Raw genomic sequence first — 24,969 nt, 5'->3', positions numbered from 1 at the left:
TTACCCCAAAATAATAAAATGAAAATTTCTCAATTCAAGATTTAAAAACGCCAGCAATGTTGTTTAATTAAAGGGCGCAATTCTGTAGCAAGAATTGTGCTCGATCTTTATGTATTGGGCCACTATGTTGAATAAGAGCTGAAAAGCTGGAATAGGTTCGCATTTATGGAATGGAAGTATGAAAAACTGTAAAAATAATTCATTTTGTTAAGGATCATAGTACATAAAACTAATAGCTTCCGAACATACTAATAAAATGTTTTGGAGGTGGGTGTTATGGATAAAAAAGACTTTCAAAAAATTTATAATGAATACTTACAACAAGGGGAAGACCAAGCTCAATTGGAAGTAGTTGAGGAAGTCGATTCAGGAGTAGAACAAATTGTTGCAGTTCGTAAAAATGATGAGGATGATATTATTGCTTTTAAAACAAGTAGTGGAAGAGAATTAGATTACATTACTGCTCTTGATGAAGCAAAATCAGGGAAGTTAGCTCATGTGGACGTATTTCATAAGTATGGCAGGGATATTATACGTAGTGAACCTGATGGTATTAAAGAAAATAACTTAGATAACTTACCTTCTTTTTAAACGGGTAAACCTCAAGAAGAGAATGTTAATTTGGATATTCTCTTCTTTACTTTACTAATTTACTGTAATCTTCGTAAACTTGCTGTAAGAAAACCATCAGTTATTCAATTATAGAGCGTTATTATTGAACAACATAAGTAAAAAATGATCAATCTTTTTTATAAAAACCAATCTTAAATCTACTAGAAAAGCATCCATTTTGATCAATCTTTTTTCAAAATGGATGCTTTTTGTTTACCATAGAAAGCGGATTTGTAAGAAGTTTTTAATCAAACTTTATTCCAAAGCTACATCTCAGTCTCATGTCCTATCTTTACAATATCTTTGCAAAACATTAATCCCATATTTAACTTCATCTGGTAATATTTTCATAGGAAACGTATATATTTCTTCTCACTCTATCTATTAGAAATACAGAAGAATACCCGCCAATCAGTCACAATGTTTCTACTAAATAAAAAGGAGACTAGTGATGACATCGAAATTCACGGGAAATTCCAAAAAATTTGCAACTGTTTTAGTATCGGCAAGTATTTTCGGAAGTATATGGATGGCTCCGGTTGACAGTTCAACAAAAGTTCATGCCGCGGAGCAAACTCTCACACAGGAGAATTTCGACCAAATCGCCAACGGGTTACTGCCTGCCGGCTGGAAGCTTGTACAGGGAGATGCCAAGGTCGTAGACGGCAAGCTAGTATTATCTTCTCCTTCTTCTACCGCCCCTGCCAGAGTAGTGATTCCTTTAGGAGATCAATCAGGGAATTACGTTTTTGAAGCGGATATGACGTTTCAAAGCGCGGTGGAAGACAGCAGATGGGCTTCGTTGATGTATCGTATACAGCCCAATTCTTATCCGTATTATCAATCCGCTATGCGTAGAGGCACTACGGCGATGAACGGGCTGGAGTTCGCCATTCGGAATGAAAGCAATCAGTGGGTCGTGCCGGAAACGAATTTTTACCCGGAAAATATGGCTCTCAATAAGACATATCATATCAAAGTGATTGCAAGTGGCAATCGTGTTCAGCAGTTCATCGATGGGCAGCTTGTGATTGATACGGATCAAGCTGGGAAATGGGCAAACGGGGATGTTGGCTTTCAAGCGAATGGTACGACGGTTCAATTTGATAATGTAAAGGTGAATGAATATCCGAATGCACTTCCTCCTTTAGCGAAAACGAACGCTTTTCTTCCGAAAGAAGCGAAAACGAATATCGTGAATCCCCCTACGATCATTTCGCAATCTGTTGCACAAGAAGGCGCATCTTCGGTTCTCCTGCAGGCAAAGCGGAACGTGCAGGGGCAATGGGTTGTTGACGGAGCTCCTATTGAAAAAGCTCTAGAAAACATAAAAGGCAAATTCATTCCGGTTGTTCAGGTGGAAGAACATGCGGATATTGAAGGTCTCGCAAATATCATGAAAGAAACACAGACGCAGGATTTTCAGATTTTATCCAGCAATCCCGCCATCGTGAAAGAAATGCGCGGCTTCATTAAAACAGCTCGCGGTGCCCTTCGTTACACCAAGTCATCCTTCAATAAGGATGATATGGCCGCTTTCGTGCGTGACATTCATGAAAGCGATGCGATGGTTGCGGTAATGCCGCAAAAAAATCTGAGCCCTGATGCGGTCCATTATTTACATAGCCGCGCAATTTCCGTTTGGGGAAGCGGAGCAGAGGATGTGCAAGCCGCCCATACGCTCATTCATCTTGGAGTGGACGGCATTGTGACAGGGAAACCTGAAGCCTCCATTGAAGCGTTGGGACAATATCCAGAAAATACACTTGTGCAGCGCCCGGTCGTGGCGGCACATCGTGGCGTACCTTCCCTTGCGCCTGAAAATACGATGGCTTCCTATCGAAAAGCTTATGAATTAGGTGCGGATATGATTGAGACGGACGTGCAGATGACGAAGGACGGAAAGTTGGTAATTATGCATGACTATAATGTGGATCGAACAACGAACGGCACGGGCTATGTAAAGGATTTAACACTTGAACAGATTCGCACATTGGATGCCGGTATCAAATTCAGTCCCGAATTCCAAGGTGAAAAGGTACCTACCTTTGAAGAGTTTTTGAATGGTTTTAAGGGGAAAGATGTGGTTCTGCTTGTCGAGCTTAAGGCGAGCGGCATCGAGAAGCAAGTGATGCAGGAAATTGAGCAAGCTGGAATGATTGATAACGTAGTGATTCAAAGCTTTGATGCCAACCATATCAGAAACGTTCGCAGTCTCAACCGTGAAGTCGGAACCGGCTATCTTTACTCCGCTGGCCCTCCTTCCACACTAGACAGTAAGCTGAAGAAGGCTCAGCAGATGATGCAGTACGGCGCCAGCATGAACGCGACATTGAATGCAAGCTACGGTAGCCTGTATCCGGAATTTATCCAATATATGCGTCAGCGCGGATTTCTGAATATGCATTGGACGTTCAGGGACGAGAATCCGTTTGGAGAAGCCTTGCAGGCCGGCGTTGTCGGACCGATCACGGACTATATGCAGTGGCTGACGGATGCGCCGATTCGTTTGGAAATCCCGAATAAAAAAGTAAACCTGAAAGTAGGAAAAACAGCGACTATACACATAAAGTCCAAAGTAAATTATCGCGAGGACAAAAGAGAGAATATTCCTACTACTATCTTTGTGAACAGCGGAGAAGACAAAGTGAAAATTGAAGGCAGTACCATTCAAGCATTGAAGCCCGGAACAGTGAATGTATTTGCGATGCATACTTTCCAAATGCTTGGGAAGGAATGGCATATTGTAGCTGAGCCGATTGAAGTAACTGTTACAGAATGAAAAGTATAGATAACTGCCCCTCTTTCAAATGGAGGGGCAGTTTAGTAGCAGAGGGACTTCACTATAATTTCATCGAATGTATTAGATAAAGTGAAGGGCATTATTGTAATTTACTTTAGGGAGAGAAAATAATTGAACCTAGGTAATCCAATAGCTATAGGGAATACAGCAAAGATATATCTTTGTGATAATAAAATTGTGAAAGTGTTTAAAAAACATTTTCCAAATACAGAATCTTTATACGAAGCAAAGAAACAAGAATACGCTTATTCATGTGGGCTTCACGTCCCAAAGGTACTAGAAGTCACAGAAATAAAGAGTAGACAAGCGATTATAATGGAATATGTAAAAGGGAAAACAGTAGGTGATCTCTTAATTAATAATATGGAACTAGCTGAGCATTACATAAGTGTTTGCGTCAACGTACAACAAAAGATACATGCTGTTGTTGTTGATTCAGATTTACTTGAACCGATGTCAGAAAAACTACATCGCCAGATTGAATCCGTACAGAATCTAGATGAGAAACAAAAGGATAAATTATTAAGAAAATTGGATTCAATGGTATTTGAACCCATACTATGTCATTGTTGAATATGAACAATCTCTCTTTTACTAACGGGGCATGTTTGTTGAAGAAGAATTGACACAAGAAGGTCGTTAATGAAGGCGATCTTTTTTATTTTGTCAATTTTTTAGAATAAGGGATTTCCAATTGGAGTATTATGTTAAAATCAAATCAAGCAGAGCAGTTTTTAGGGTATTGATGGTGAGGGTAATGGGGGAAATGATTATCTTCGTGAAAAGTCCTATGATTCACTAAAACTAAAACAGTTTAAATTATAATTCTTAAGGGGTGTTTATTTATAGTTATAAATAGAAATAAGTTACACTTTATTTGAAGATAAATAAAAACCATAAGCCTTACTTAAAGAACTATAAGGGGTAGCGTCAGGAAAATGCGGATTTACAACGTTAAGGAAATTATAATATTAAAAAGTCCAATTTCTCAGTATTAAAATTGAGAAATTGGACTTTTTTCGTTACTCCAAAAAAGTACCCTATAGTTTAAGTGATAGCATTCACAAATTTATATAAAAAAGCCGATCTCCACATTTGGAAAGTCGGCCATATTAATGTATTGAGTGGAGTTGGATCGGTAACTATCATTTTTAAGTATGCACCACCGAAAAAGTTGGCTTCAATTTTTTGTCCCAATTGAAAGATTGTGAGACACCGCTCTAGTATCCACTGGAGCGGTGCTACTAATTAAATCTAGATTTATTCATAAATTACAATATTTCGATATACCCTTCTGTTCCATGCACACGAATTCGTTGCCCATCTTTTATCATTTTGGTAGCATTTTCCACTCCGACAACTGCTGGCAAGCCATATTCGCGTGCTATAACTGCTCCATGGGTCATCAGTCCACCGACTTCGGTGACTAGACCTTTTATGGATACAAATAATGGTGTCCAGCCAGGGTCTGTAAATGAGGTGACTAATATATCTCCATCTTTCAAATCAGCATCTTCTAGGCTTAAAATGACACGTGCTCTTCCCTCTATAACTCCGGAAGAAACTGGCAGACCTACAAACGCTTCGGCTGGGAGATTTTCTCGTTTGTACTCACCTGCAATGATTTCACCATCAGACGTGATAACACGTGGGGGAGTAAGTTTTTCATATAATTTGTATTCGTCTTTTCGTTTGCTGATGATCCGGTAATCTAGTTTATTTGTGCGTACAACTTCGTGAAGTTCTTCAAAAGTGAGATAGTATATATCTTCATTTTCACGAATAACGCCCGCTTTTACGAGTTGTTCGGCTTCTTTTAGTAAAGCCTGCTTATAAATGAAGTAGCGATTAATCATGCCGTATTTTGGATATTCACGATAACCAATGAAATTCCGGATTAGGCTGATCATTCGTTTTGTCTCTTTGGCTTTTTGTTCACCATCCGGTAATTGCTTCAATCGATCTAATAACTCTTGTTCTTTTTTCAAAGCTTCCTGTAGCCCTTGCTCAAATTTCCGATGGCTAGCATTGGGCTCAAAGTTTTCGATGTTACCCAGAATCATGGGGACAAGTGTAATTGGTTTTTCACTCCATCTAGTTCTAGTAATATCGATTTCTCCGGCACATCGCATTCCGTATTCATTGAGAAAAGCATAGAAAGCGTCTCTAGCTTCCTGTCCACCATCAAACTTAACCAGTTCATCCAAAAAGTTATCATCTTTTACATGTTGTAAATAATCAATTACTTCTGGATAAGGACGAATTACATCTGCGACATCCAATAGTGCTAGACCCATTTCAGAAGTAATATTGTTTGGTACAGATTGAGAAAGCGTGTTTGCTGCGTTTTTTTCACCTAACCACTCGTTCATTTTTTCATTGACCCATGATGAAGCATTTATGGCAGCCATAAATACAGCTGAACTTTGTGGGTCAAATAAAATCTTCTTTAATTCCTGAATATCTTCTAGAATAAAATCAAATAAATCTGATCCTGATTTCATTTGGATGTTTTGTTTTAACTCTTCTATGGATGTTTGACTACGCTTAATCAAATCAGAAACGATTGATGGATTGCTTTCGATTTGTGCTAGCATATCTGTATTGCCTCTTCTGGGATTTGGTGCTTTATTATCATTTGGTAACGATTTTATAAAATCTCCTCGATCAATAATGTTCATAAGTGCGTCTTTCATGAGCGGATCGTGTTGTCCCATGGCATTTAATAAAATGTTTCTATTGATAGATGAAGCCAGTTGATGTGTGACATCAACAAACAACCTCCCACCAGCTTTACGCATAGGAGCAGGAGTCGTTAACAGGAAAAATGACAATCCCAGTGGTTTTATGGGATCGGTCATCATTTGTTGGTGACCGACAGATACATAAACGTGATTTTCTTGATTATTCGCTTCAGGGATGGGGAAAAGAGTCGTGATTGGACGACTCTGGACAATGTAAAATGTATCATCAGCCAAACACCATTCGATATCTTGTGGACAACCAAAATGAGCTTCGATCTGTCTTCCTATGCGTGCTAGTTGTAAAATTTGTTGTTCAGTAAGTGTTTGAGTCTTTTGCTGATTAGGATCGATCTGCTGTGTCTCTGTTCCGCCTTCTTTTAGTCCATAGATAGCCAATTTTTTGGTTGCTATCATCTTATCGACGATTTCCTCTTCCTGTACTTTATAACAATCGGCAGATACCAAGCCAGAGACCAGTGCTTCTCCAAGTCCAAAACTGGCATCGATTGATAGCAACTTTCGGTTAGAAGTAATCGGATCAGCAGTAAATAAAATCCCTGAAGCCTGTGGGAAAACCATCTTTTGAATGATAACGGATAAATAAACTTGACTGTGGTCAAATCCATTTTGCATACGGTAGATTACCGCGCGATCCGTAAATAGGGAAGCCCAACATTTGCTGATATGCTGCATGATTGCTTCTTTGCCGATGATATTTAAATAGGTGTCTTGTTGACCAGCAAAAGAGGCATGTGGTAAATCTTCAGCAGTCGCACTAGAACGCACTGCATAAGCATGTTCATCACCAAGCTGGGAGAGATAGTGAGTAACTTCTTTCACAACATCGGAAGGAATCTCTACTTCCATAATGATTTGTCGAATCTTCCTGCTAATTTCACCAATTTGATCTCGATCTTCTACTTTTAGCGTTGTTAGTCGATCTAACAAAGCATGATATGTTTCGTTTTGTTCGATGGCTTTTTGATATCCCACTGTTGTGACACAAAATCCTTCTGGTACTTGTATTCCTTCAATTTTTGATAATTCCCCTAAATTTAACCCTTTTCCGCCAACGAGCAAAAGCTGTGTTTTTTCTATCTCCTGAAAACCGAAAACCAAAGAACTCATTCTACATCTCTCCTAACCATTAATGTTCTATTGATTTTAGCAGTAGTAAATGAGAATAAATAGTCTATATTGACCATTTTTTATATGTTATAATTAAATTAGGAAGAGTTCAAAAAATAGCTAAACCTTACCATACAGTAGTAAACTGATGCCTCGGTTCATCCACTCGAAAGTAGCTCATATGCCTTTTAGCCCACAATGAATATGGTTAAAATCAAATTTTTTCCATTTATTTTATCAAAATTAAATCACTACATCGAAGTCATTTGATTTAGGCAGAGAGGCTGCTTTTTTCATGAGTTGTTCCCATAATCGAACAGATTTTCTCCATTCCAATGCGGCCTGTCCCTTTTGATACATAGCATTCTCATAACTAAGAGTAAGTTGTTGCATATCAGTTGAGTTGTAAAGCGTATCTATACGAAGTGCGTACTCACGTAATGTTTGGCTTTCGTTGCGGGGAATACCTATTCTCGCAAATTGTTTTAAGAGTGCCTCGTAAGCCTTTGGATAAACAGCATTACCTTTTCGGTATTTATAGAGGAGAATCACGAAAAATGTAAGCCACTTCATTCTAGTAGTAAAGAGAATGTAGCTAATTATACTTATTGATATAATAGTGAGGAATAAGTACCACCAAGAAAAGTCTTTTTTAGAATTCGTCATCTTTTTGGTAGAGGATTCTTCGGTATTTTCTATTAGATTTTTGTGTTTCGCTTCATTATTTCGCTGTTGTATTTGTTCATTGTTAGGATTAATCACTTCACTATTTTGTGAACCGGAAGCCGGAGCGTCGTTTGTAAAGTTATACGGGTTGCTGAATCCTTTTGTTGGTTCGAATGGGACCCAGCCGTATCCTGGAAAATATACTTCCACCCAAGAGTGTGCATCATTATTAGTAATTTTATAGACGCTATCACCCTCTAAATCAACTATTGTATCGTCAAGAGTGCCTTCGGTATAACCCTTCACCCAACGCGCGGGAATACCAACAGAACGAAGTAATACAATCATGGACGTTGAAAAATTATTACAGTATCCGCTTTTCGTATCGAAAATGAATTGATCTACGTAATCTTGGTTTTTGCCAGGTACCACAACATGTTCTGTTTCATATACAAAGGAATTGTCTACGAAGTAACTTTCGATAGCTAATACTTTATCATATCGAGTGATTTTATCCTTTGTAAGATGTATTGCCAAGTCTTTTACTCGTTGTGGTAATGATTCGGGAAGTTGTGTATATTTTGCCATGAAATAAGGACTTGTCTCCATACTCTCATCCGTTTTTACAGCTTTCAATTTTTCTACGGAAAATTGAGGAATTTCATAAGTCACTTTATATTTGTTTAAAGAGGTAGAAGATCCTTCTTTCATTGTATAAATTTTTTCTGAAAACGGATCAACGCTGAATGATACATCTGAAACAGCTTCAACTGACACTAATCCTGCGGGATAAATAAGATGAGGATAACTTTTTTGCATGTTAACTGTTGCTACAGCTGTACTCGTTTTTATATTCGATTCATACCATTTCACTACGTTGTTTTTATTCTTAAAAGAATTTTTTTTTGGTGCTTCAGAAACTTCCCAGCCTTTTCCGGTATAAAAGTCTTTTGTTTCTACTCTCCAATATTGACTATTTTGCGTTTGTGCTGTGAAAACAATTGTATCATCTGGCTTAAAAGGGCCACCTAGTTGAGAGTCATCTACACTATATCCGATTTTTGAAACTTCAGCTTTCTTACTTGTTGCAGCTGTATCGAATTTTAAAAAAGTAATAGGATTTGGCCATTGAGGGCCAAACTTTGGAGCAAAATATGCGATGGCTACGGATAATACAATACATATAGCAAGTGGTATATGTAATTTAGATATCAGTTTGGAATACTGTCGTAAGTGCTCATTCGCTTTTATCTGTTCGATATGAAGGAGACTAAGCATAAAAAAACCGATGACAACGGTGCGAATAATTGCATGATTTGCGTTGTATAAGTGTAAGTTATGAAAAGTCGTGATATAAATAATAGTCAATATAAGAAATAACAGTCCATGTTTTTGACGAATCATCCAATAAGAGATGAGAGAACATAAAAACCAGAGCAATAGAAAAAATAAACAGGTGCGAAAAACTGCGGAAAGACCTTGCCAATTTGCTTGAAAGAGAAGAGTGATATTTTGGAAAATATCAGAAAAGAATGATGTCATCCAAGATGGATTAATAAAAGTACCTTTATAATATAGGGAATGAATAATGAATAAAATAACTGCAATTTTTACTGGAATTTGCCATCTTGTTTGTAAAAAGGAGAGAGAGAAGCAAATTCCTATAAATGCTGCAAAAATATCTAATCTCTCCATACTCGTAACACCTATAAGTGGTCTTAACCACTCTAGTAAAATAAGAAACCCACATAAATACATGAGGAATCTACTTATATCCCATTGTTTTTTTGTATGTAGTGTCATCATTTGTTCACCTCAATCAAAAAACACATTTGTATAACGATTATCATAAGCCGCTTTTACAAATATTTTTCGTTTTTGCAGTGCTTCTAATATACTTAGTTCACGATTTGAGAATTGGTTCGCTTTTTCTTTCACGACAAACACTATCAGCCTTCTATTTTTTAATGCCAAACCTTCAGCTGTTTTTAAAATGTCGGGAGAAAGATCACTTGTCACGAGTATAACTGTTACTGGTTGATACATTTTTCTTAATTCCATTTCTACAGTTTGAGAGAGCGGGAATATACTGTCTGCTTGCACCTTTGCTAAATGACGAAAGATTTGTTGCAGCTGCGTATCCCCGTTGTGCAAAGGGAAAACAGTCTGTTCTTTTCCGACAGATACGAATGATGCTGGTGAATTCTGTTTTAAGATAGCTCTGACGAGAGAGGCTGTAAACGTAACAATCGACTCGAATAGGGGAGATGGAGTTCTATCCATAAAAATCATGACATCTTGACTCCGCTGTTGTTCAAATTCTTTCGTCATAATATTATTTTTTCGAGCGGTTGCTTTCCAATCGATCCATGAAAAGCGATCACCAGGTTTATACTGTCGGACACCAACTGAGACTGTAGAATCTTTTGTTAAATTTATGTTTGCTGAGAGCGCTCCTTGTTCGAAATGATTTTCCAATTGTTTATAATTTATATTCATATATTGAGGATAGATTAAAAATGTATTAGGAACTGAAAACATGATATCTTTTTCAATAATACCGAATATATCGCCGGTTTTTACACGTACATTTGAAAAAGTGTGTTCTCCTCTCGGGATTGTGTTAATTACATATTGATACGAAATCTTTCGTTTGAATCCTGGAAATAGTATTACTTTGGCAGCCTTTGCTTGTTTATAATTTTTAAATTGTGGAGGAAGTTCATCTTCTATAATTAAATAAAGTAAGGGAAAAGGGATTTTTCTTTCTATTATAATAGTGCTTCGAAATTGTTCTCCGGCTATGTATTCCTTTTGATTTGTTGTGCGTTTTACTTCAGCATCCCGCAAAGCGTAAAAGGGAAGCAGCATTGAATAGAAGCCAAAAGGGAGAGTGCTATAAAATAAAAACCAACTTACAAATCCTCCGTGTATCATGGCATATAAAAATGTTAAGACAAGGAATAAAGGAATTATCAATAACTTTCCAATGTTATAAACTGCTCGTAGTAGCTTTTTCATCAAGGATTTATCGTCCTTTGAGTCGGCACTGAAGTTCGTGCGACAATTTTTGCGATGACTTTTTCTCCTGTTATTCCTTCAAATTTTGCTTCCATTTTTAGAATGAGTCTATGAGCTAAAACATACGGGGCCAAAAATTTAACATCATCCGGAATAACATAATTCCTGTTGTGGATGAACGCATAAGCCTGTGAAGCCTTCATTAAAGCGATAGAACCTCGGGGACTTGCTCCTAACTGTATAGAACTATAATAACGAGTTTGATTGACGAGTTTTACGATGTAATGCTTGATTGCCTTTTCTATATATATTTCTTGTGCGCTTTGCTTTAATTTCAGCAATTCTTCTATTGTAATAATAGCCTGTAAATGGGAGAGTGGATTTGTTTTTTCCATACGGTTTAAAATTTCAAATTCTTCTTCTGCTGTAGGATAACCCATTTTTAGTTTTAATAAGAAACGGTCAAGCTGAGCTTCCGGTAAAGGGTATGTTCCTTCGTATTCAACTGGGTTTTGTGTGGCCATTACAAAAAATGGATTTGGTAGAGGTCTAGTTATACCATCTATTGTAATATTGCCTTCCTCCATACTTTCCAGTAAGGCGGATTGTGTCTTCGGTGATGTACGGTTAATTTCATCAGCAAGTACGAAATTCCCCATAATTGGTCCTGGTTTGAACTCAAATTGTAGCTCTTTCGGATTATAAATAGAAACACCTGTTACATCTGACGGTAGTAAATCAGGTGTAAATTGAATTCGTTTGTAATCGGCATCGATTGATTTAGCAAGGGTGCGTACCAGCATTGTTTTTCCGACACCTGGAACATCTTCTAATAGCACATGACCTTCAGCTAAAAGAGCTGTCAAGGTAAGAATGGTTTCTTTTCGTTTTCCGACCATCACTTTTTCGATATTGTTGATTATCTTTTCAACAATTGGATGTAACGAATCAAGGTGTGTCATCGTATGCCTCCTAATTTTATGATCTATGTAAATAAGAATTGAATCTTTGGATATGTTACAGTGGAATTAATCTAAGAGGTGATTGTCCCTTTTAATTACTTTATAACTTCTATACCTGCTAGGAAAATCCTACTCTACATTTTTAAAATATTTTGTGTTGTTTCTAGGTGATATGCACATGAAGTATGGTTCAATACGAAAAGGCTGTATAGTGAATAAATAAACACTATATAGCCTTTTCAATTTGATTAACTTGCAATCTCATTGTTAGAATTATTCGATTTTTCTGCTTGTAAAAAGAGCTTTGTTTCTGTAACAACAATCCCGCTTAATCCAATAAGACCAATTAAATTTGGAATTGCCATTAGTCCGTTTGCAATATCAGAAAACGTCCAAACAAGTCCTAGTTTTAAATTTGCTCCAAATGCGACCATACCAACAAAAATGAAACGGTAGTATCGAACAGCATTACGGCCGAATAAATACTCCACACATTTTTCACCATAATATGACCAGCCTAACATCGTTGAGTAAGCAAATAAAATAATTGCAATGCCAAGAATCATACTTCCGGCGTTTCCAAATACAGTTTGGAATGCAAATGTCGTCGCTTCAACACCTGTTTTACCAGAATTCCAAGCGCCTGTTGTAATAAGTACTAGACCAGTAATCGTACATACGACAAATGTATCAAGGAACGTACCAGTCATAGATACGAGTGCTTGTTTAGCGGGGGAATCCGTTTTCGCAGCAGCAGCTGCAATTGGTGCGCTTCCAAGTCCCGCTTCGTTTGCAAATACACCTCGTGCCATCCCAATTTGAATAGCTGAAGCAACAGTTGCTCCGGCAAAACCGCCAGCAGCTGCAGTGCCGTTAAAAGCACCTGAAAAGATGAGCTGAAATGCTTCTGGAATTTGATCTATATGATAAAAAATAATTATAAGTCCAGCAAGTATATAAAAGAAAGCTTTAATCGGAACAAAGTAACCTGTTACTTTTCCTATTTTTTTAACTCCGCCTAAAATAACCATTGCGATGAAAAGAGCCATTACGATTCCAGTCACGACAGGCGATATAGAAAAATTAATTTTCATGGCCTGAGCAACAGAGTTGGATTGCACCATATTTCCGATTCCAAATGAAGCTGTTGTTCCGAAAATAGCAAATAATATAGCTAGCCATTTCTTTCCTAGTCCACGTTCTAAGTAATACATGGGGCCACCAGAGTATTCACCGTTCGCCCCATGAATGCGATACTTTACCGCAAGAATAGCTTCTGAATATTTTGTTGCCATTCCAAACAAGGCAGTAATCCACATCCAAAATATTGCGCCAGGTCCCCCGATGGCAACTGCAGTTGCAACGCCGGCGATATTCCCCATACCAATAGTAGCTGACATTGCGGTCATCAATGCTTGGAAATGGCTAATGTCTCCTTTAGAAGATTTGTCCTCTGATTTTCCGAATGCTAGTTTATGTGCATATAATAGTTTAACAAATTGTAAGCCTCGTAGGCGTACGGTAAGGAGGATTCCTGTTCCAACAAGCAGTAACAGTGTAGGCAGCCCCCATACATAATGATTAATTACTTCTAAAACTTGATTTACTGTTTCCATCTTTATTCTCCTTTACAAAAAATAAAAAACCATTTCATATAAACGAAATGGTCTCTGGAGATACAAGGAATAGAAAAATAAACCGATTCGGGAATCGGTATTTTCTGTTGCTTGTCTCTGTCCTTTTACCTGAGAGATTATCCGCTGTAATAGCAGATTTGCTCCTTCGGTGCTCTGTTTCCTCCTTTTTGCTATGCAATAGGAGGGAGTCTCTCCAGAGATTCGTCCCCATACAGTTCTACTTGAATACAAGACCTGAGAGTTTCAAAGCTGTCCGACCAGCTTTTTGCCCCATCGGTAGATCAAAAGATCTTCTCCTGTATGGTTCATCCGAATGCTATGAAATTAATATGAGTTATTATAATCATGATTTATATTGTAAGTCAAGAATTAAAAATATATAGATTCATAATTAATATTTATAAACCAATGATTTTTATCTGCTTATTTAGGCTGAAAAAGGCTTGTCTTTCGTAATTCATATATCATTTTAGTAAGCACATCATTATAATTTTTCTGCGTTAATTCATAAATTTTCATTTCACTATTAGCCTTTATTTCATCTATTTTAGGATGAGAATCATAGTATATTGTTCCTAACACAGTTTGAGGACCTTGCATAAATTGATTAATAGTAGATAGAAATTTTGGAGATGCGATTTGCATAGGTCCAATCTCATCTATCACTATAATCTTCTTTGCGTTATTTTGAATAGACTGAATAGCTATACTTTCAAATTCGGAAACATTTACGCCATATCTGCCAACTCTAATATCGCTTTTAGAATTAATATCTGCAATCACTGATTCTTCTCCGTCAAGGGAGATAATTTTAAAACCAGTTCTATTAGAGTTCTCTACGATTTCTTCGGTATAAAACCCTCCAAAATTTTCTATTCCAAGTGCATTTATTATTTTCTTTAAAACCGTAGTTTTACCTACTCTCGGCTTGCCAGTTAGAAAAAAATGATTTCCCATAAAGAAATACATCCTCCTGTGTCGTAAGAGTAACTACTTGTTGAATTAGAAATGTTTCATTTCACTATTTTGTATATGAGGACACTTAGCAAGTAAGGTTTGTATGAACAATTCTTCATTTTCTGGTGATAGTTTGACACTGCCAAATATGGCATTTGGATAGTGAATTTCTACACCGTGAAGTGCAGCCGCTGGGCGAAACCCCATAAGCATATCATCAGTTGGATGAATCTTTGTAATATTTTCATAGGGAACGTTGCACCAAAAAGGACCGCATCTTGCATATAAACTCTTTTCTCGCAATTCATAGCGAATCCCGAAAATGATCCATAACATAAATAAATCAAATATAAAGAGGATGCTCGAAATGATGAACCAATCCACAGAGGTTAATGATTTATCTAGCCAAAGCGGAAGAGAAAGGAGTACATTACATAATAAGGTAGCTCCAATTATCATATACCAATATCCTCGATCTCGTCGTACTTTCCATCTCATTTCATCAACTTCTCCTTTATTTGATATACTTTTTTTAGAAATGATGACTTTGGGGGTTACATACAAATATTACCACATTTTCATGTGTATAATTAAGAATATGTTACATTAAGGGCTAAATATTGAAAAAAGGTAGTTTATGTAGAAATTAGATGGCAGAATGAAGAGGAAAGATGTTCGTTTTTTGAAATTGAATGTAATTAAAACTAAGCAAAGGAGACATTTATGAAACCACTACAAGGAAAAGTTGCAGTAGTAGCTGGTGCAACACGCGGTGCTGGAAGAGGCATTGCGATGATGCTTGGTGAAGTCGGTGCTACTGTATATGTGACAGGAAGAAGTACAAAAGGAAATTTATCATCCATGGGAAGAACGGAGACAATTGAAGAAACGGCTGAACTTGTAACGAAACAAGGTGGAAAAGGAATTGCAGTTCGCGTCGATCATACGGTGAAAGAAGATGTTGCAGCTTTATTTGCGAAGATTGAAAAAGAACAGAATGGACAGTTAGATATTTTAGTGAATGATGTATGGGGAGGCGATCCGCTGACAGAATGGAATGTACCATTTTGGGAGCATAATTTAGATAATGGAATCCAAATACAAACAACTGCTGTACATTCTCATATGATAACAAGTCACTACGGTGTCCCGCTTATGGTGAAAAATAAGAAAGGGCTTGTTATTGAAATTACAGATGGTGTTGATTATGAGTATCGAGGGAATTTGTATTATAGTCTCGCTAAAATTTCGACAATTCATTTAGCACAAGCAATGGCAAGAGACTTAGCTCCCTACAACATAACATCTGTTGCAGTCAGTCCAGGATTTTTACGTTCTGAAGCTATGTTAGATATATTCGGTGTCACAGAAGAAAATTGGCAAGAAGGAGCAAAAAAAGATCCGCACTTCATTGCATCAGAAACACCATTTTTTATTGGAAGAGCAATTGCTGCTTTAGCGAGTGATCCTAATGTACATAAGAAAACAGGTAAAGCGCTTAGTTCATGGGAATTAGCAAGAGAATATGGATTTAAAGATATAGATGGAAGACAGCCTGATTGGGGAAAATATTTTGAGGAACATGTAAAACATACTTTATAAAGAATTTCCATTGATTTAGGAAAGAATAGATAAAACTCGTAATCATACGGGTTTTTTATTTATTTCAATCGTCTTCAATATTCAAATGATTGCTAAAAGGTTAATTAACATTGACATGCAACCATAAGGTGTTATATTCTATGGAAGTGAAACCAAAAGGTTTTATTTTGAATTTAGGAAAGAAGGTAAAGTAATATGAATACATTACAAGACATTAAGCAAACTATTGTGCTAGAAGCACCTATTCAAAAAGTATGGGATACAGTATCAACTGCAGAAGGTATTGCATTATGGTTTATGCCAAATGATTTTCAGCCAGAAGTAGGATATGAATTTCATATTCAATCACCTTTTGGTCCATCTCCATGTAAAGTATTAGAAATAGATGCGCCTCATCACCTTTCGTTTGCGTGGGATACAGACGGTTGGATTGTTTCCTTTATTTTGAAAGATTTAGGAGATAAGACAGAATTTACACTCATTCATGGCGGTTGGAAAGACCCTGACTTTATTCTTCCGAAAGCGAATGAGAAAAGTGCTATTATTCGCGAGAGAATGGCATATGGTTGGACTGGCATTGTTAATGAAAAACTTAAAAAGGTTATTGAAGGCTAAATGTCTCCATCAGCAGAAACTTATGATGTATTCCAAGCAATTGCTGATCCAACTCGTAGAGAGGTACTTCGGTTACTGGCAGAAAAAGAATTGCCTATTTCAGAAATAACATCTCATTTTCCGATTAGTCGTACAGCTGTTACAAAACATCTTCACATTCTTTCAGAAGCAAAGCTAGTTAGTGGAAAGAAGGTAGGGAGAGAAAAAATTTATCAGCTGCAGCCAGAACCTTTACAAGAATTAAAGCAGTGGCTTTCATTTTACGAACAATTTTGGAATAATAAATTATCTATTTTGAAACATGTGGTTGAAAATGGAGAGAACAGTGGATTAAAAATTGTTGAAACAAAATTGGATAAACAAGAGGAATAAGAGAGTTTCCTTCTAAATGAAAAAGAGTATGTTTGGAACAATTTGTTTTAAACATACTCTTTTATATTTCATAAACAGGATTAAGATTAATTTGAAAATGGTAATACTGTGTGTAAATTGCTGTAAAAGGAATGGACTGTATGAATATTGTTTTTGAAAGCATCATACTAATCGTTACAGGCATCCTCGGTTTAAAGTTAACGGGGAGTAAAACTCTTAGTCAAATGACGAGAGCTGAAATTATTATCGTTGTATCTATTGGGCGAATTATTGTAGAACCAGTGTTAAATAAGAAAATAGGACCAACTATACTCGCTACATGTATATTTTCTGGGATTTTACTTATAATTCATTATTTAGAAATGAAATCACGAAAGGTGGAACAATTTCTAAATGGTGATAATATCGTTCTTATTAAAGATGGAGAGCTTTTAAAGAACAATTTAAAACGTGCCAGAATGACAGAACAGCAATTATTTATGCATCTAAGAGTACAGGGAATTCATGACATTCAAACATTACAGCAAGTAACTGCAGAGCCAAATGGTCGTATCGGATATCAATTAACTGCTCAAACTCAACCGGTTACTCGTGAAGTGCTAGAAAAGGTACTGCGTCAATACATTTCTAAAGAATAAGGAATATAATTATGCCTATTTTTGAAAATCGAAAATTATCTCACGTAGTTTTTGTAGTCCGACAATTAAATCTTGATCATTTAGCATAGAATAGCTGATACGCATATACTCGTGTTTTGACTCGTGAACAAAGCAAGCTGTTCCTGGTAAAAAAGAAACGTCAACTTCATTTGCTTTTTTAAGTAATGCAAATGAATCCATTGAGTCCGGAAGGGAAATCCATAAGTTAAAGCCACCTTGTGGTATTTGAAAATGAAGTATATCTGTTAAGGGTGCAAGTGTTTCTATCGTAGCATCCCGACGCATTTGTAAGGCAGTTCGTAGTTTTTCTAAATGATTCTTCATTCTTTCTGTCCGCAAAAAAGGTAGAATGGCTTTTTGCGTTATTAGTGGACTACCTATATCCATTAATGCTTTCGCAGCATATAACCAATCAAATACAGGCCCTTCTGCGACTAATGCTGCAATACGAAGCCCTGGTGCTAACGTTTTACTGAATCCTTTTAAATAAATGACATGACCGTTCTTATCAAAATGTTTAATAGGAGCCGGAAGCTCAATATCATTAAAATAGATCTCACCAAAAGAGTCATCTTCAATAATAAAAAAATGATAAAATTCTGCTAGTTCTATAAGCTCTTTTCTTCTTCGTTCACTCATTAATATTCCAGTAGGATTATGAAAGGCAGGATTCACGTATAACAAAACTGGATTATTCTTTTGACACACCTCATCTAATAAATCAGAACGGATGCCTTGTTCATCAAGCTCAACAGGAATAACGTTGATTCCTTTGTTAACAAACACATCAATTGCAGCACCGTAGCACGGACTTTCTACTATTACTGTGTCCCCAGGCTTTAATAATGTTTGAGCAATTAAATCAATGCCTTGCTGGGCACCACTTGTAATTAATAAATGAGCAGGATCGGCTGTTAATCTTTGATAGTCTTTTAAATATTTGCTAATTTCCATGCGAAGTTCTTCATCACCTTGTACAGGTCCGTATGTGGCCAAAATCATTTTGTCTCTGTCTAGTATTTTTTGCATTTCGCCTGATAGAAACGGATTAGGTAAAAGACGTGGGTAGAGAATGGCCTGAGAAAAATCATAAAATTTTTTGTGGCGATTGATAATATATTGAGACCTTATCACATTAACAGCTTTCATATGTTGCCAGTCATAAGCAGCATGTATGTTTAGAGGAGTATTTCTTTTTCCCCTTATGTAAACCCCTTTTCCTGGTTGTATGTATACATAACCTTTTGTCTCAAGCTGTTTATATGCTTTCCGAACCGTCAATACACTTATTTTTAAATCATCTGCCATGATACGTAGAGAAGGAAGGGGGTCTCCATCTGCTAACATACCACCTTGAATACGCTGAACGATTTGCTCGTAGATTTGCTGGTAGAACGGTATATTAGATTCTTTTCGGAGTACAATTTTCATTATCTCACCTAATCTTCTTTTTATTTTCATTTAAACTGAAAAAAACTTTATAATCAACAGAAAATTCATACAACTGTTATATAGCTTGATGTACTGTTATACACTGTTTCCTCTATACTCATTTCAACAATGAAAGGGAGGAAGCATTATGGTTATTTTTAATTATCTTCTTATTTGTATTATTTTTGGGACGACATTTTTAACGATTAAAATCGGAATCGCAGCAGGCGCACCACCACTTTTTTCAGCGGGGATTCGTTTCTTTTTTGCCGGTATAATCGTTATCATGTTTTTTATCGTGAAACGGAAACAAGTCATACCATACCTTTTAACAAAAAGAATTATATTTGCTGGCTTTTGTCTTACATTTATGACCTTTGCAACTTTATATTGGGCAGAGCAGTATATCTCATCGGGATTAGCAGCTGTTCTTTCCGCTACAGGTCCAATGATGATTTTATTGCTTCAAACGAAACGAACGAAAATGAAATTGAGAAGGGAACAACTTTTTGCCCTTGTACTGGCTCTTATAGGAGTAGTATGTATTTCTTTACCAGGGTTGCAGCAGCAATTTTCTTATATGTGGAGCATTGCTTGCCTTGTTATATTAGTAGGAGAATTTTTCTATGGAATGGGTACGATCCGTTCAAAGGAACTTTTATCAGATTTATCAAATGTCTCACCGTTTTTAATTAATGGCATTCAAATGTTGTATGGAGGTCTGTTACTAATTGTTTGTTCTCTCTTATTAGAACATCCGAATCTATCTGTCTTAACTTCATGGAACATTCAATGGCCGATTCTGTATTTAATATTTATAGGTTCAATAGGTGGGCATGGCCTATACTATTGGCTATTATCCAAAACCAACCCTGTATTTCCATCTACTTGGCTTTATGTTTCGCCATTAATTGCTGTTATAACAGGATATATATTTTTAGGTGAACCAATTAAACCAGAAATGGGAATTGGAGCTTGTTTCATTTTGATTGGTGTTTTTATGGCGAATCGATCCACACTTGAATTGTATTGGAGACAAGGGAAGCTATTGAAAAAAGAGATGTGATAATTCTTTTACCTAATCCGTGATTAAGTTGTGAATTAGCAGATTAATTTCAAAAGAAAGCCATTTTTATGAAAATAAAAAGCCTATCGTATAACGTTATGGATTTGATATCACATAACATTACGATAGGCCTTTATTGTATTTATCGTTAATTTACTTTCTTTATAAATCCTTTGTAGTGGCGTTTCACGAGCTGGCTTTCTAACGTTTTCATTGTTTCTAGTGCCACACCGACAATAATGAGTAAACTTGTTCCGCCGATTTGAGCAGAAGCGGGTAAATCAGAAACTTTTGTAAATATAATTGGTAAAATAGAAATGGTTCCTAAAAAAATTGCCCCAATAAAAGTTAAGCGATATAAGATTTTTGTTACGTATTGCTCTGTCATTTTCCCTGGTCGGATACCTGGAACATATCCATTTTGCTTTTTCAAGTTTTCAGCCATTTGTTCAGGATTTACTTGAATAAAGGCATAAAAGTATGTAAAAGCAATAATGAGGCCAATGTATAGAAACATTCCAACTGGATGTGTAAAATCCAAGTTTGTATTTATCCATTTGGACACTGCAGAGTTTGGAAATAGCTGTGCAATTGTCCGCGGCGTCATTAAAAATGCTGAAGCAAAGATAACTGGAATGACACCTGCGCTATTTACCTTAAGAGGTAAGTGTGTATTTTTTGCTCCTTGATACGGATTGTTCCCAGTAGAAGCTTTTGCATATTGAATAGGAATTTTCCGATTTGCTTGCTGAATATAGATTACACCAACGATGATTGCTAAAATGACTAAAATAATTAATACAATTTTTATAATATGCATAAAGAGCTGATCTCCAGCATTATGAATTTGTTGTAAGTATATTTGATTCATAATACTTGGAATTCCTGCCACAAGTCCTGCAAAAATAATAATTGAAATTCCGTTGCCTACTCCATTTGCAGTAATTTGTTCACCTAGCCACATTAAAAACGCAGTACCAGCAGTTAATACGGTAGCAATTAATAAGTAGGTTTTCCAACCTGGATCAGTTATTAATTGTCCACCTGCCATATTGTTAAAGCCAATAGACATTCCTATCGACTGAATGAATGCAAGAACAATTGTAAAGTAGCGGGTAAATTGAGCTGATTTTTTACGACCCATTTCACCTTGCTTTGCCCACTCTGCAAATTTAGGAACGACATCCATCTGTAATAACTGTACGATGATGGAAGCTGTAATATACGGTGTGATGCCAACTGCGAAAATTGAAAAGTTTTTTAAGGCACCTCCGCCAAATACATTGAGCATTCCTAAAATATTTGTTTGATCCTGTATTTTTAATACCTCAGCATTAGTATGAGGAACTGGAATGAATGTGCCAATCCGAAAAACGATTAACATCGCTAAAGTAAAAAGGATTTTGTTTCTGATCTCAGCTACTCTCATAAAGTTTGAAATTGTACGAAACATTATGTCGCCTCCTATATTTTCACCAGTTATTTCAAGTAAAGAAAAACTGGTATTTATATCCTCACGTATAAACTGCAAACCTCCTTCCAAATAAAATTCATTATGACAAATGGATTTTCATACAGTTTATGGATATAAAATAAAGCGATGGTTGTATTTTCGTAACAACTCAATAACCATAATATAACTATAAAATGAGGATTTGTACATAGATAAGGCTGAAAAGAATGAGAAATACGAGAGGTATACTTTTTATATTACCTTTATGGAAAAGAGAAAATTTCATATTTGATAACGAACATAAATTATGTTTTACAATTCAACAAAGGGGTTCACTATATGGAATTTCATTTACATAATATAAATGTAGAAGAACTAACAATTACAATGATTCAAGAAGCAATGGAAAATGGTAAGTTCACATCAAGAGAACTTGTTATGTATTATTTATACCGGATTGCAAAAGGCGATAAAATGCATATAAGTGCTGGTATGCTCGTTTTAAAAAATCATGTGAGTCAAAAAGATGCGTATTTAGTGAAAAAGCTTCGAGATGCAGGAGCGATTATTCTCAGTAAAACAAATATGACAGAATTGGCAAATGGAATGTCATTAAAAATATGGGCTGGGTATAGCGCAAGAGGAGGACAAACTTTTAATCCTTATGGACCTGGAGAATTTTTGGTAGGTGAATCCAGCTCCGGTTCTGTTGCTGCAGTCGCTGTAATTTACACCCTCACTTCCTCCATTTAATTTTTTGAAAAGGATATATTTTCTTGAATATCATATACATTATAGAAAAATGCCGAGAGGGGTGTATGTGATGGGTTTCCCGCCTCAACAACAAAGTAAACCTGGCATTGAATCATTAATGATACCCAGACCTATATTTGATAACCCCAATTACAAACCAGCCGGTAAGCTTATAAATAAGGTGGCGCTTATAACTGGTGGGGATAGTGGAATTGGGAGAGCCGTCGCTGTAGCCTTTGCGAAAGAGGGTGCAGACATTGCAATCTCATACCTAAATGAACACAGCGATGCAAAAGAAACGGAGTTCTATGTCAAAAAGTACGGCCGTAGTTGCATTACCATTCCAGGTGATATTGGGTATGAGCAGCATTGCCAACAAGCTGTAATGCGAACGATTCACCAGTTTGGTCGTATTGACATTTTGGTGAATAATGCCGGTGTACTATACATAAGGAACGGTCTACTTAATGTAGACTCGAATCAACGAGCAAGCACCTTTCACACAAATGTTTTTTCGCAGTTTATTATTACGAAAGCTGCTTTACCATACATGAATTCAGGAAGCTCCATAATAAATACAACATCCCTTAGTGCCTATCATGGAGATCAAGACGCAATTGACTACTCTGCATCTAAAGGAGCTATTGTTTCATTTACACGTTCGCTGTCATTGTCACTGGCCTCGCAAGGGATTCGAGTTAATGGTGTGGCCCCAGGACCAATTTGGACTCCATTAATTCCATCTTCCTTACCTCCAGAATGGATTGCCACATTTGGAGACCATGTTCCTATGAAGCGAGCCGGCCAACCGTTTGAAGTGGCACCTGCTTATGTATTCTTGGCCTCCGATGATGCATCTTACATATCAGGGCAAATTCTACACGTGAATGGTGGGGAAATTGTAAACGGCTAAATACTTACAAAACTAATATTAATTGTTATTATTCAAACTGGGTATTTCCCCCACACCAAACAATAAAAAACCATCACCTAAGAGCGTACCTTTGTGATGGTTTTTTATTGTTATAATTTTACCCTTTCAATGAAATTAGATAAAATGTTGTAATAAGTGTTTAGCAAAAGCAAGGTATAGTAATGTAAAAAGTCAAAGACAACTTAAAAATAAGCGATATTTATACCTTTTATGCAAAATTAATTTGAAATTATATATTTTACGGCTTTCTACCTTAATGGAAAGGTTGAAAAAATGTACCTGTCCAGTATACTGAATATGATTCAAACTTTACTAACATTGATGGTTTAGCTATATATCGGATCTATAAAGAACAAAATAGAAAAGGTGTTATGAATGAAAACGTATATTGTAATTGGAGCTGGAATTCTTGGAGCATCTACTGCTTACCATCTTGCGAAAGCAGGAGCACATGTTACATTGGTCGATCGCCAAGATTTAGGACAGGCGACTGATGCAGCAGCGGGAATTGTATGTCCTTGGCTCTCACAGCGTCGGAATAAAGCTTGGTACCAAATCGCAAAAGGTGGAGCTCGTTACTATGCTTCTTTAATTCAACAATTAGAAGCAGATGGCGAAACGGATACAGGTTATAAACGTGTAGGTGCGATCAGTCTTCATACAGAAGAGAAAAAATTAGATCAAATGGAAGAGCGGGCATATAAACGACGCGAGGATGCTCCGGAAATCGGTGAAATTACTCGTCTATCAAGTTCTGAAACAAAGAGCTTATTTCCACCGTTATCAGAAGAATATAGCGCTGTACATATTAGTGGTGCTGCTCGTGTGAACGGAAGAGCACTTCGTCAGTCTCTTGTGAATGCAGCTAAAAAACAAGGTGCTGTATGTATCATGGGAGATGCATCATTAGTTCATGAAGACAATCGAGTTATTGGTATTGAAGTAAATGGTGAGACTTTAACAGCTGATCAAGTTATCGTAACTGCTGGTGCTTGGGCAAATGAGTTATTGCAGCCGCTTGGTGTTAATTTCTTAGTTACATTCCAAAAAGCGCAAATTGTTCATCTCCATATGCCAGAAATAAATACAGAAAGTTGGCCTGTTGTTATGCCGCCAAATGACCAGTACATTCTTGCGTTTGAAGATGGTCGTGTCGTAGTAGGTGCAACACATGAAAATGATACTGGATTTGATTACCGAGTAACAGCAGGTGGATTACTTGAGGTATTCGATAAAGCATTATCGGTTGCTCCAGGTTTATCAAATAGCACGGTACTTGAAACGAGAGTCGGATATAGACCATTTACACCAGGCTTTCTTCCTGTGATTGGCGCATTACCTAACTTTGAAGGCATACTAGTTGCAAATGGGTTGGGTGCTTCTGGGTTAACAGCAGGGCCTTACTTAGGTTCTGAACTTGCAAAACTTGCTCTTGGTGAACAAACAGAACTTGAACTTAGTTATTATGATGTAGCTGGGGCAATTGAACAACCAAAGAATTAGAGAAATAGTATGTATTACATATAGGGGTAGTACCACACATCCATCAACTTA

18 protein-coding genes, 2 pseudogenes and 1 riboswitch are annotated in these 24,969 nt (G+C 36.6%); of the genes and pseudogenes, 11 read left to right on the top strand and 9 right to left on the bottom strand.

The genetic code is table 11. The features are described from left to right. Window positions 1-276: 276 nt before the first annotated feature. The 3 genes and pseudogenes from CN326_RS15055 to CN326_RS15045 form a co-directional block, all read left to right on the top strand. Window positions 277-591, top strand: a complete 315-nt coding sequence (locus CN326_RS15055) for a DUF3892 domain-containing protein (protein WP_141525056.1) — start codon at window positions 277-279, stop codon at window positions 589-591. A gap of 472 nt (window positions 592-1,063) precedes the next feature. Further along, a complete protein-coding gene (locus CN326_RS15050) occupies window positions 1,064-3,394 on the top strand; it encodes a glycerophosphodiester phosphodiesterase family protein (RefSeq protein ID WP_098309821.1) in 2,331 nt (776 codons plus the stop codon). Window positions 3,395-3,526: 132 nt separating this feature from the next. After that, a pseudogene (locus tag CN326_RS15045) lies at window positions 3,527-3,982 on the top strand (aminoglycoside phosphotransferase family protein); the annotation flags it as partial. A gap of 704 nt (window positions 3,983-4,686) precedes the next feature. Here the strand turns inward: CN326_RS15045 and ppsA are convergent. The 7 genes from ppsA to CN326_RS15010 all read right to left on the bottom strand — a co-directional run bounded on the left by ppsA (window position 4,687) and on the right by CN326_RS15010 (window position 15,028). Continuing rightward, window positions 4,687-7,287 carry a phosphoenolpyruvate synthase gene (gene ppsA / locus CN326_RS15040; protein WP_098309820.1) on the bottom strand — a complete coding sequence of 867 codons (2,601 nt, stop codon included), beginning with the start codon at window positions 7,285-7,287 and terminating at the stop codon, window positions 4,687-4,689. Window positions 7,288-7,530: 243 nt separating this feature from the next. Further along, window positions 7,531-9,759, bottom strand: coding sequence for a transglutaminase TgpA family protein (locus CN326_RS15035; protein ID WP_098309819.1), 2,229 nt, complete (start codon window positions 9,757-9,759; stop codon window positions 7,531-7,533). Between the two features lie 9 nt (window positions 9,760-9,768). Continuing rightward, the gene (locus CN326_RS15030; RefSeq protein ID WP_098309818.1) at window positions 9,769-10,974 is read right to left on the bottom strand and encodes a DUF58 domain-containing protein; all 1,206 of its coding nucleotides are present in this window, start codon (window positions 10,972-10,974) and stop codon (window positions 9,769-9,771) included. After that, window positions 10,974-11,936 (bottom strand): AAA family ATPase, encoded by a 963-nt coding sequence (locus CN326_RS15025; protein WP_098309817.1) that lies wholly within the window; start codon window positions 11,934-11,936, stop codon window positions 10,974-10,976. Before CN326_RS15025 ends, CN326_RS15030 begins: the two co-directional genes overlap by 1 nt. Before the next feature lie 248 nt (window positions 11,937-12,184). Then, a complete protein-coding gene (locus CN326_RS15020; protein WP_098309816.1) occupies window positions 12,185-13,552 on the bottom strand; it encodes an alanine/glycine:cation symporter family protein in 1,368 nt (455 codons plus the stop codon). Between the two features lie 107 nt (window positions 13,553-13,659). Next, a riboswitch (glycine riboswitch) is annotated at window positions 13,660-13,780 on the bottom strand. A gap of 216 nt (window positions 13,781-13,996) precedes the next feature. Continuing rightward, entirely contained in the window at window positions 13,997-14,530 is a 534-nt protein-coding gene (locus tag CN326_RS15015; RefSeq protein WP_176524639.1) for a nucleoside-triphosphatase, read from the bottom strand. Window positions 14,531-14,575: 45 nt separating this feature from the next. Further along, window positions 14,576-15,028, bottom strand: coding sequence for a PH domain-containing protein (locus tag CN326_RS15010; RefSeq protein ID WP_098309814.1), 453 nt, complete (start codon window positions 15,026-15,028; stop codon window positions 14,576-14,578). A gap of 225 nt (window positions 15,029-15,253) precedes the next feature. On the opposite strand from CN326_RS15010, the gene CN326_RS15005 reads away from it, so the two are divergent. The 4 genes from CN326_RS15005 (at window position 15,254) to CN326_RS14990 (ending at window position 17,757) form a co-directional block, all read left to right on the top strand. Beyond that, a complete protein-coding gene (locus tag CN326_RS15005; RefSeq protein ID WP_098309813.1) occupies window positions 15,254-16,132 on the top strand; it encodes an SDR family oxidoreductase in 879 nt (292 codons plus the stop codon). Between the two features lie 195 nt (window positions 16,133-16,327). Continuing rightward, complete coding sequence (locus tag CN326_RS15000) at window positions 16,328-16,747, top strand: SRPBCC family protein (protein ID WP_098309812.1); 420 nt, start codon at window positions 16,328-16,330, stop codon at window positions 16,745-16,747. Continuing rightward, window positions 16,748-17,119, top strand: a complete 372-nt coding sequence (locus CN326_RS14995) for an ArsR/SmtB family transcription factor (RefSeq protein ID WP_098309811.1) — start codon at window positions 16,748-16,750, stop codon at window positions 17,117-17,119. It abuts the gene before it with no gap. Between the two features lie 140 nt (window positions 17,120-17,259). Then, window positions 17,260-17,757: a DUF421 domain-containing protein gene (locus CN326_RS14990; protein ID WP_098309810.1), complete on the top strand. Its 498-nt coding sequence runs from the start codon at window positions 17,260-17,262 to the stop codon at window positions 17,755-17,757. 15 nt (window positions 17,758-17,772) lie between these two features. Here CN326_RS14990 and pdxR read toward each other — a convergent pair whose 3' ends face one another. Further along, on the bottom strand, window positions 17,773-19,209 hold the full coding sequence (pdxR, locus tag CN326_RS14985; protein ID WP_098309809.1) for a MocR-like pyridoxine biosynthesis transcription factor PdxR: 1,437 nt from the start codon (window positions 19,207-19,209) through the stop codon (window positions 17,773-17,775). 148 nt (window positions 19,210-19,357) lie between these two features. On the opposite strand from pdxR, the gene CN326_RS14980 reads away from it, so the two are divergent. Beyond that, the gene (locus CN326_RS14980; protein ID WP_098309808.1) at window positions 19,358-20,275 is read left to right on the top strand and encodes a DMT family transporter; all 918 of its coding nucleotides are present in this window, start codon (window positions 19,358-19,360) and stop codon (window positions 20,273-20,275) included. Between the two features lie 148 nt (window positions 20,276-20,423). Here CN326_RS14980 and secY read toward each other — a convergent pair whose 3' ends face one another. Continuing rightward, a complete protein-coding gene (secY, locus tag CN326_RS14975) occupies window positions 20,424-21,728 on the bottom strand; it encodes a preprotein translocase subunit SecY (protein WP_098309807.1) in 1,305 nt (434 codons plus the stop codon). Window positions 21,729-22,067: 339 nt separating this feature from the next. Here secY and CN326_RS14970 point away from each other — a divergent pair. From CN326_RS14970 to CN326_RS14960, 3 genes and pseudogenes are all read left to right on the top strand, one after another. Continuing rightward, a pseudogene (locus CN326_RS14970) lies at window positions 22,068-22,472 on the top strand (amidase family protein); the annotation flags it as partial. A 79-nt stretch (window positions 22,473-22,551) separates the two neighbouring features. Next, window positions 22,552-23,394 (top strand): SDR family oxidoreductase, encoded by an 843-nt coding sequence (locus CN326_RS14965; protein ID WP_098309805.1) that lies wholly within the window; start codon window positions 22,552-22,554, stop codon window positions 23,392-23,394. A 396-nt stretch (window positions 23,395-23,790) separates the two neighbouring features. Next, on the top strand, window positions 23,791-24,918 hold the full coding sequence (locus CN326_RS14960) for an NAD(P)/FAD-dependent oxidoreductase (protein ID WP_098309804.1): 1,128 nt from the start codon (window positions 23,791-23,793) through the stop codon (window positions 24,916-24,918). Window positions 24,919-24,969: the final 51 nt, after the last annotated feature.

The sequence above is a fragment of the Bacillus sp. AFS018417 genome (assembly GCF_002560985.1).
GTDB classification, from domain to species: domain Bacteria; phylum Bacillota; class Bacilli; order Bacillales; family Bacillaceae_G; genus Bacillus_A; species Bacillus_A rhizoplanae.
The sequence above is the reverse complement of the archived record's forward strand: the minus strand, read 5'-3'. Positions and strand labels throughout refer to the sequence as shown.